Origin of the sequence: Microbacterium sp., from assembly GCF_032084865.1 — a bacterium.
In the GTDB taxonomy this organism is placed as follows: Bacteria; Actinomycetota; Actinomycetes; order Actinomycetales; family Microbacteriaceae; genus Microbacterium.
On the sequence record NZ_DAMDLU010000120.1, the window covers coordinates 1 to 8,944 of the forward strand.

An 8,944-nucleotide genomic window follows, 5' to 3' on the forward strand; every position below is an offset into this window, starting at 1 on the left:
GTGGTCGCGCTGGGTCTTGTCCGCGTGCAGGGAGCGAGCGTGCATCCGGAGGCGCTGATCCGGCCGCAGTCGTTCGTCGACGCCGACGGGGTCGGCGAATGGTGGATCGCCAGCGACCTCGACGAGATCGCCCTCGGCACCGCGCTGCCCGCCGATCACGTGCTGGGTGTCGGCGGCGCGTCGCGCACCCTCGCCGAGCTGGTGATCCCTGTACCCGTGGGGCGCGCGCTCGACCTGGGCACCGGATGCGGCATCCAGGCGCTGCTCGTGTCGCGGCACGCGGCCGTGGTGGTGGCGACCGACATCTCGGCGCGGGCCCTCGCCTACGCCGAGCTGAACGCGCAGCTGAACGGAATGCACAACATCGAGTTCCGCCTCGGCAGTCTCTTCGAGCCCGTCGCGGGGGAGGCGTTCGACCTGATCGTGTCGAACCCGCCGTTCGTGATCACGCCGCGGGCCACCGGCGTGCCCGAGTACGAGTACCGCGACGGCGGCCTGGTGGGCGATGCGCTGGTCGAGGAGTTCCTGCGGCGCGCGCCCGCGCATCTCGCGCCGGGCGGCATCGCGCAGCTGCTCGGCAACTGGGAGTCGCGTGCCGGCGCTCGTGGCCTCGATCGCGTGCGCTCGTGGGTGGGCGCCGATCTCGACGCGTGGGTGATCCAGCGTGAGGAGCTCACGCCGCTCGGATACGCCGAACTGTGGATCCGCGACGGCGGCACCCTGCCGCGCGATGCGGAGTTCACGCGGCTGCTCGCCGCGTGGCTCGACGACTTCGCCGATCGCGGCGTGACCGCCGTCGGCTTCGGGTACATCCTGCTGCGCCGCGCGATGCCGGATGCCGAGGTGCTGCGCCGCTTCGAGACCATCACGCAGCCCGTGTCGAACCTCGGCCGCGCCCTCGGTGCGGGCCTCGCCGCGCACGACGCGCTGGCCGCCGGCATCCCGGATCGCCTGGTGGTCGCGCCCGACGTGACCGAGGCGCGGCACCACATGCCCGGTGAGGACGACCCGAGCGTCATCGAGCTGCGCCAGGGCGGCGGCTTCGGGCGCACGATCGGCGTCGACAGCGCGCTCGCCGGGTTCGTCGGCGCGTGCGACGGCGAACTGACCGTCGGGCAGATCGTCGCCGCGCTCGCCGACCTGTTCGACGTGCCGCTCGCTGACCTGTGGGCCGACATCGAACCGCGCATCCGTCGCCTGGTGCTCGACGGCCTGCTGCTGCCCGCTGCGGAATAGCATCCGCCTTTCATGCGTTTGCATGCGATATGAAGGCATTCGGCTTCCTCTCCTTCGGGCACTACGCAGACGTGCCCGGCTCTCTGACCCGCACCGCCGGCGACATGCTGCGCCAGACAATCGAGCTCGCCGAGGGCGCCGACGAGATCGGCGTCAACGGCGCGTACGTGCGGGTGCACCACTGGGCGCGCCAGGCGGCCTCTCCCATGCCGCTGCTGTCGGCGATGGCCGCGCGCACGACGCGCATCGAGGTCGGCACCGGCGTGATCGACATGCGCTACGAGAACCCGTTCCAGTTCGCCGAGGAGGCCGCCGCCCTCGACCTGATCGCCGACGGCCGCATCGCGCTCGGTGTGAGCCGCGGCTCACCCGAGACGGCGCTGCGCGGCTACGAGACCTTCGGCTTCCACGACGAGGACGACACCGAGCGCGGCAGCGTTCTGGCGCGTGAGAAGTTCGACCTGTTCCTCCGGGCGATCGACGGAGAGCGCCTCGCGCCCGGCGACCCGCGAATGGTCGGGGAAGGCCGGTACCTGGCCATCGAGCCGCAGTCGCCCACGCTGCGCGACCACATCTGGTGGGGTGCCGGATCGCGGGCGACGGCCGAGGCCACGGGGCGCATGGGCCTGAACATGATGAGCTCGACGCTGCTCACCGAGGCGACCGGCCAGCCGTTCCACGAACTGCAGCGTGAGCAGATCGATCTGTTCCGCGCCGCGTACCGAGACGCGGGCCACACCGGAAGCCCGCGCGTCTCGGTGAGCCGCAGCGTGTTCCCGCTGGTCACCGATCGCGACCGCGCCTACTTCGGACTGCGCTCGCGTGAGAACAACGACCAGGTCGGCATCATCGACGGCTATCGCTCGACCTTCGGAAAGACCTACGCGGCTGAGCCCGACGAGCTGATCGAGCAGCTGAAGGCCGACGAGGCCGTGATGGCGGCGGACACGCTCATGCTGACGATCCCGAACCAGCTCGGACCCGAGTACAACCTGCACGTGCTGCAGGCGTTCGCCGAGCACGTCGCGCCGGCGCTGGGCTGGAAGCCGAACACCGAGGGCCCCGTGCAGGGCGACCCGATTCCGTGACTCCGGGGCGAGAAACCAGTTCCCGCATGAGGCATGCGCGCTGAGCGCGAGTCTCGTGCAGGAAGTGGTTTCTCAGCGGGCGGTCACGACCCGCCGGGCGGGCCGAACAGCCCGTCGCCGTGCTCGTGCAGCAGGCGGTAGGCGTCGGCGAACGTCTCGGGCTCCGGCTCGTCGGGCCGACCGTACCGGGCGATGAGCAGGCCCAGCAGCCCCCGGGCGGGAGGGGTGAGCGGCTTGAGCTGCGCTGCCTCGCCGGGCGCGGGAGCCGTGCTCTCGGGATTCGGCGGCGTGTAGGCGGGAGAAGTGACGGGCCAATCGGCCGGATGCCGGGGCTGCTCGAGATTGACGACGTTGAACAGTGTGTTCGCCGAGGCGTCGCGATCGTTGAGCGGCTGCAGCCCATGCAATCGGCTGAGCGTGGCCGTCACCGACCCGTGATGCATCTCATCGTGGATGATCGTGCCGCGCCTGGTGTACGCCGACACCGCGATCGCCGGCACCCGGCATCCGAGACGATCGAAGGTGAAACCCATCTCGCCGGGCCCTGTGTCGGCGGTCGGCCGGGTCGCCGGCGGAGGCGGGACGTGGTCGAAGCATCCACCGTGCTCGTCGAACGTGATCAGCAGCAGCGTGTTGACGGCGTTCGAGCCGTCGGGCGACGCGCTCGTGCGCACCGCCTCGTACACGTCGTGGACGAGCCGGTCGCCGGCGCGCACGTCAGAGACGGCGCTGTCGAACACCTCATCGCCGTCGGCGGTGCTCTCGCGCGGCGCACCGAAGGGCGGGTGGAAGTCGTTGTGGTCGTAGACCATTCTCGGCTCGATGAACGCGTACGCCGGCAGGGAGCCGTTCTTCGCATCGGCGTAGAAATCCTCCATCGTGCCGAAGTGCTCGGTTCGCCAGTACTTCTCGAGTACGGATGCGTGCAGCATGCCGGTGAACGAGACCAACTGGAGGCGGTCGATGTAGATCCGCCAGCTGAGCCTCTTCTCCTCCAGCCGGTTGAAGATCGTGGGGGCTGCCGGCGCCTCCAGCCACTTCAGGTAGCCGCCGCCGGCCTGATTGGTGACGAAACCGTGCGAGGTGGACGCGTGGAAGAACGAGCGGTTGCAGAACGTCTGGGAGGGAACCGCCGCGTACCAGTGGTCGAAGACGGCGAACTCGGACGCGAGCGTCGACAGCACGGGCAGCATGTCGGGCGAGAACGAGCCCATGATGTGCGCGGCTTCCTCGGGCGTGGGCTCGGCGCCGTGACGCAGCCGTCGGACGTTGATCAGGTAGTCCTCGAGAAAACCCGACATGGTCGCCTTCTCGCCGTGAGTCGGGGCGTTGAACGGCGCCTCCATCCGGTCGACGAACAGCTCGGCGTTGGCCTTCGGATCGACCGTCCCGAAGATCTGGGTGTTCACGTGAGGGTATTCCTCGCCCGGATCCGGATCGGGAAGGCTCATGATCCGATCGGTGCTTCCCGCGTAGACGTGCGCGGCGACCACCGTGCCGTCGGATGCCGTGTTGCTGTGCGCCCCGAAAGCGAGCCCCTCGAACGTCTCGCCGTAAGGCAGGTTCTCGGCCGAGTACAGATAGCCGAGCAGGTTGTCGAAGGATCGGTTCTCGCCCATGAGCACCACGATGTGATCGAACCCGGGCTCACGGCGAGGGGCGAGGGCGGCGAACGGGTCGGGCTCGCTGGCGAAGCCGCCTCGGTGTCCGGATGCCAGCGAGGCCCCTATCGCCGCTCCGCCTGCTCCGCCGACGACCGCGCCGGCGAGAGCGGCCCCGCTCATCTTGAGGAAGCCCCGCCGGGAGGGCTCCTCCGCGGGTGCGTGCGCGGGTGGTGGTGCGTCGTCGGCCACGAGGCGATTCTAGGCGGGTGAAGTCCGCGGCGGAATGCTTGGGCGCAGCGGTTTCGAGTGCAACCGATCTGAGCAGCGATCGTGGGAAACACACAACGGAAAGGCGTTTCCGAGCCGTCGCACCCGTCGGATGCCGAAGATGCTACGCGTCCGCATGTCGTACGCAAACATTAGAGGTCAGACCTTCGCTAGTGTGTGCTCGGTGCCCTCACCGGTGGCGCCGGATTCCACTCGCTCCCATATTGAGGAACGCGCGCCATGCCCCGCACCGCTCCCCGGCTGTCTCCTGCCCATCGCATCCGCACGACCCTCACCGCCACGGTCTGTGTGACCGCTCTGGCCGTGCCTCTGGTCGCCTCGCAGGCTGCGACAGCGGCATCCGATCTCCCCGTCTCAGACGAGTACTATCCCTCGGCGGCCATCGGCTTCCACGACTACACCCGCACCGGCGCCGAGCGCGCGGTGCGAAACGACCTGACCGGCGACCTCGGCGCCATGGTCGAGTTCGCGCAGGCGACCACGGTCGCTCCGACGGGCAACAAGGCCGAAGAGCGCCCGAATGTCGTCGCCGACCGGGTGGCCCTGCTTCTGGTGACACCCACGTCGCCGGTGAGCTCGCTGCGCGTCGAGGTGAGCGCCGACGGCGCCGCGCTCGGCACGCTCGACCTCGCGCGCCCCAACCGTCTGCCGGCGGCGGATCAGACGTTCGACGCGCGCGGTACGGTCGCCTACTCGCTGAAGGCGTGGTCGGCCGAGATCCCGTCCGAGTGGATGAGAGCCGGCCTCTCCCTGAAGGTCGTCGACGGCACCGGCCGCACCGGTCTGCTGCAGAAGGTCGATGTCGCCGCTCCCAAGGAGATGGTGATCAACAACATCCGCCTGGGCATGCTGACCGACGCGCCGGCGTGGGAGAACCAGCGGTTCATCACCGACCCGGCCAGCGGTGCCACCGACTACTTCCAGACGCTGCCGGTGGCGAAGCTGACCGTCGCGCAGTACGAGACCGTCGAGCTCGAGAAGGTCATCGTCGCCAGCGGCGCGATCTACACGGTCGACAGCCCCGATCCGTCGCAGGGGAGCGTCTACTCGGGCACTATGCGCGAGAACGTCGGCAAGGCGCAGGTCTCCACCGGCATCAACCTGGCCACGTGGGGCATCACGAGCTCGAAGATGAACCAGAGCCAGCCGCAGAACACGAACCAGCGCGTCATCCACCACTCCGCCGGCCTGTACGCCAACGGAGCGGCCACGCACGGTCTCTCCGGCGGAAACGGCATGGCGACCCTGTACGACTCGGTGGGCAACGAGCTGAGCCACGAGCTGGGACACTCCTACGGCCTGGGCCACTACCCGGGCACCGACAACAGCAAGACCGGCGACGACAGAATCCGCAACGCCTCGCACCACATGGATTCGGGCTGGGGATACATCGCGCACCGCGGCCTGATGCGCTCGAACCTCGACACCGGCGGATTCACACCCGACCGCAGCATCGACGGCTTCCCCTTCTCAGAGAACCTGGCGGGCCGGTACAACTTCAACACCGACGCGATGTCGGGCGGGTGGGATGCCAGCCCGGTCTCGGACTACACTCACCACACCGCGTACTCGCTGACCCGCATCCAGAACTCCCTGCGCAGTCTTGTCGCCGACACCGCGTTCCCGAGCGGCTACCGCGACTGGGATGCCACGGCGGGCGAGTGGGTGGATGCCAAGGTGCTCGACCCGCAGTTCGCGCTGCCGAAACCGGCGGCCGTCGGGATTCCCGTGTTCACGCTGCTCGGTGGCTACAATCCGGCACAGCCCGCCCAGACGGTGCTGTACCCGGCGTTCCGCTCCAACTACGGGGTGACCTTCGACCTGCCCCAGGCGAACACGTCTGCGACGTCCGCGCAGCGCGCCTGCTGGGTGCGCGTCGACTTCGACGGCAAGCCCTCGCGCAGCATCGCCCTCGACGCGAGCGACGGCGTCAAGCAGCTGAACGTCAACATCGCAGAGGCCGACCGCCCCACCGGCGCTCAGGTCTCGTGCCGACAAGGCGGTCAGACCACCGACCTCGGGGACCCCATCACCATCGCCACCGACCTGAAGCCGATGGCCGCACCGGTGGTCGTGGGCGAGCAGGCCGGGTTCGAGACGCTGCGCGCGCAGGAGCTCAAGGCGCTGCAGCCCAAGCTCGAGGCGCTGGCAGGCGCGGCAGCACCCGTGCTGAACGACGCCGACACCATCATCCTCAAAGGCTGGGCCGATGATCTGAGCGCGTTGAGCAGCAAGGCTGCGAAGGTGGCCGACCGCATCCTGCAGCTGGTGTCCGACGCCGCCGACGTCGAGGCGTACCTCGCCGAGCACGCCCGTGCCGGCAAGACGGCCGCCGACCTGCCTGCGCTCAAATCGTTCCTCGAAGAGCGCGACTATGTCGACACCGACGGCAGCATCGTGCCGGCCGGCCGGGCGGTCACCGTCGACAACGGGCGCTGCCTGTACCGCGGTGCCGAGTCGCTGCTGGTCGACTCCGACGCGAAGACGTGCGCCGACACCCGCACCGACACCTGGTTCGCCGATGTCGCCCGCCGTCTGCACTCCACGCAGAACCCCGATCAGTGCATCACCGCGGGCACGCCTGCCGCGCTGCGGCCGTGCGCCCTGAATGCGGCGAATCAGCGCTGGTCGATCGAGGCCGACGGTCACGTCGTGCAGCTGTCGAACAAGAACTCCGCGTTCGACTACTACCGAGGCCCCGGCTATCCGGGCATGTACAGCCGCAGCACGGGCAGCAACCAGATCTGGAAGAGCTTCGTGACCAACACGAACCCCCTGCTGGTCTACCTCAGCGCGAGCGGACTCGCCGCCTTCGTCGGCAACGTGACCGCCGTCGACAAGCCCGAGGTGCCCGGGGCCGGGGCAGATCCCGACACGGGTGGGCCCGGGGGCTCCGGTTCCGTCGATCCGGTCGATCCGGTCGATCCGGCGGATCCGGATGCCGCAGCGCCGGGTGATTCGGATGCCGCGACGCCGGGCAATCCGGATGCCGCCACGCCCGGCGGCTCGGTGACAGCCGGTGACGCGAGCTCGAGCACCACGTCCGGCGACGGGACAGGATCCGCGGGGGGCGAGCAGAGCCTTGCCACGACGGGTGCGGCAATCGCCTGGGGCACGGTGGGAGCCGCGTTGGTGATGATCCTCGCGGGCGCATCGGTGCTGCTCTTCCGCAGGTGGCGGATGGCCTGACCGCTCGACAGACAGAAAGACAGACGGCCGGTCCGCGTTCGCGCGGGCCGGCCGTTCTGCGTCCCTCCGGACATGCAGCGACGCTGCCCGCCGGCGGCGCCGCCCTTGTCGACCTGCGCGCGGGGATGTTCATCTGCGCCCGGCCCAGCTGCCGCCCGATCCACCTGGCCTACGCCACAGCCATCCGCCCCGGCACACCGCAACGCGCCGCGCCCCGAAGGATGCGGCGCGTTGCGCAACGAGAGGGCGGGGCTACTGCGCGGGCTTCAGCACCCAGGTCGCACCTGTCAGGGTGAGAGTGGGCTCTTCCGGGCCGGCGTACTGGCTTCCGGTCACCGTGAAGATGCGCGCGGACTGCTGCACGTTCGCGGCGAACTGCTCGAGCGCGGCGCGATCGCCCGAGGCGCTGAGTGTGACGGGCACCTGCACGAGGGTGCCGCTGGCCGGCGGCGCCAGGTCGACCCCGGTGGGAGCCGTGTACGTCACGGGAGCCTCGAAGGACAGCGTGGTGACGCTCACTCCGGCCGCGGCGGCGGCGGCGTGGATCTGGTCGATCATCGGCTGCTGCGAGCGGTCGGCGGGGATCTGCGTGCGGTTGGTCTCGAGCGTGCCGCGGTACTCGTCGATGCGCTCGTTGTCGGCTGCCAGGGCGGCGTTCCTGGTCTCCTGCACGGTGTTCTGCTGTGCGGCGGCGGCGGTCTGCGTCTCGGCACGACCGATGCGGTCGAGCTGCGGCTGCACGCCGATGAAGAAGGCTCCGAGCAGGATGCCGGCGGCGAGCACGCCGATGACGATGAGACTCAGGCGGTACTTGTCCATGTGCTTACTCCTGGGTCGCTGCCGCGTCGTCCGCGGTCTCGTCGTCGGGGGTCTCCGCAGGAGCGGGAGGAGCGGTCACGGCCGTCTCCAGAGCCTGGCGCAGCGCCGTCAGCTCATCGGGGTCGAGTCGGCCGCCGCGCTCGGTGCCGCCCAGCGCTGCGGCGTTCAGGTGCACCACGCCGGTGATGACGTAGCCGTCTTCGCCGCCGCCCGAGACTGCGTTGACCGTGGCGCTCGAGTAGCCGGTGAGCGATTCCAGTCCGCGCAGCAGCGGGCTCGAGGTCTCGAAGACCTCGGCGGTGGCGGAGAAGGTGATCTCGATCACACCGAGCGCGTCGAGCCCGATCTCGTCGACGGGGCTGTCGGATGAGGTGGACAGACCCTTGATCGTCACGGCTTCCGAGCTCAGCTCGACGCCGGCGGGCAGTGCGGCGTCGAGCTCGCGCATCAGCCGCGGCCAGTCCGTCTCGGCGAACAGCGCTGAGAACTCCGCCGACTCGTAGTCGGCCAGCTGAGCCGTGATGGCCTGCACCTCGGTGTACTGCTGCTGCTCTTCGACCAGCTGCACGCTGCGCGCCTGCTCGTCGGCCAGTCGCTGCTCGGCGGAGCCGGCGAGGAACGACACCGCGAAGCTGCCGGTCACCGAGATCAGCAGCAGCCCGGCGAGTCCCAGGCCGAGCAGCCGCAGGGTGGCGCTCTGCCGGCGGCGCAGCTCGACGC

At 69.7% G+C, this 8,944-nt stretch carries 6 protein-coding genes; 3 read left to right on the plus strand and 3 right to left on the minus strand.

Features of this window, described 5'->3' with window-relative positions; genetic code table 11:
* Both RT309_RS11620 and RT309_RS11625 read left to right on the plus strand, forming a co-directional pair.
* Positions 1-1,236, plus strand: a 1,236-nt coding sequence (locus RT309_RS11620) for a methyltransferase (protein WP_313357216.1), incomplete at its 5' end; no start/stop codon positions are given.
* 29 nt (positions 1,237-1,265) lie between these two features.
* The gene (locus tag RT309_RS11625; protein WP_313357218.1) at positions 1,266-2,324 is read left to right on the plus strand and encodes an LLM class flavin-dependent oxidoreductase; all 1,059 of its coding nucleotides are present in this window, start codon (positions 1,266-1,268) and stop codon (positions 2,322-2,324) included.
* Positions 2,325-2,407: 83 nt separating this feature from the next.
* Here RT309_RS11625 and RT309_RS11630 read toward each other — a convergent pair whose 3' ends face one another.
* Complete coding sequence (locus tag RT309_RS11630; RefSeq protein ID WP_313357220.1) at positions 2,408-4,177, minus strand: alkaline phosphatase family protein; 1,770 nt, start codon at positions 4,175-4,177, stop codon at positions 2,408-2,410.
* A 258-nt stretch (positions 4,178-4,435) separates the two neighbouring features.
* Here RT309_RS11630 and RT309_RS11635 point away from each other — a divergent pair, with 258 nt between their 5' ends.
* Positions 4,436-7,405 carry a M66 family metalloprotease gene (locus RT309_RS11635; protein ID WP_313357222.1) on the plus strand — a complete coding sequence of 990 codons (2,970 nt, stop codon included), beginning with the start codon at positions 4,436-4,438 and terminating at the stop codon, positions 7,403-7,405.
* Between the two features lie 252 nt (positions 7,406-7,657).
* Here RT309_RS11635 and pilO read toward each other — a convergent pair whose 3' ends face one another.
* Both pilO and RT309_RS11645 read right to left on the minus strand, forming a co-directional pair.
* Positions 7,658-8,224, minus strand: coding sequence for a type 4a pilus biogenesis protein PilO (gene pilO, locus RT309_RS11640; RefSeq protein WP_313357225.1), 567 nt, complete (start codon positions 8,222-8,224; stop codon positions 7,658-7,660).
* A gap of 4 nt (positions 8,225-8,228) precedes the next feature.
* On the minus strand, positions 8,229-8,944 hold a 716-nt coding region (locus RT309_RS11645; RefSeq protein ID WP_313357226.1), incomplete at its 5' end, for a hypothetical protein.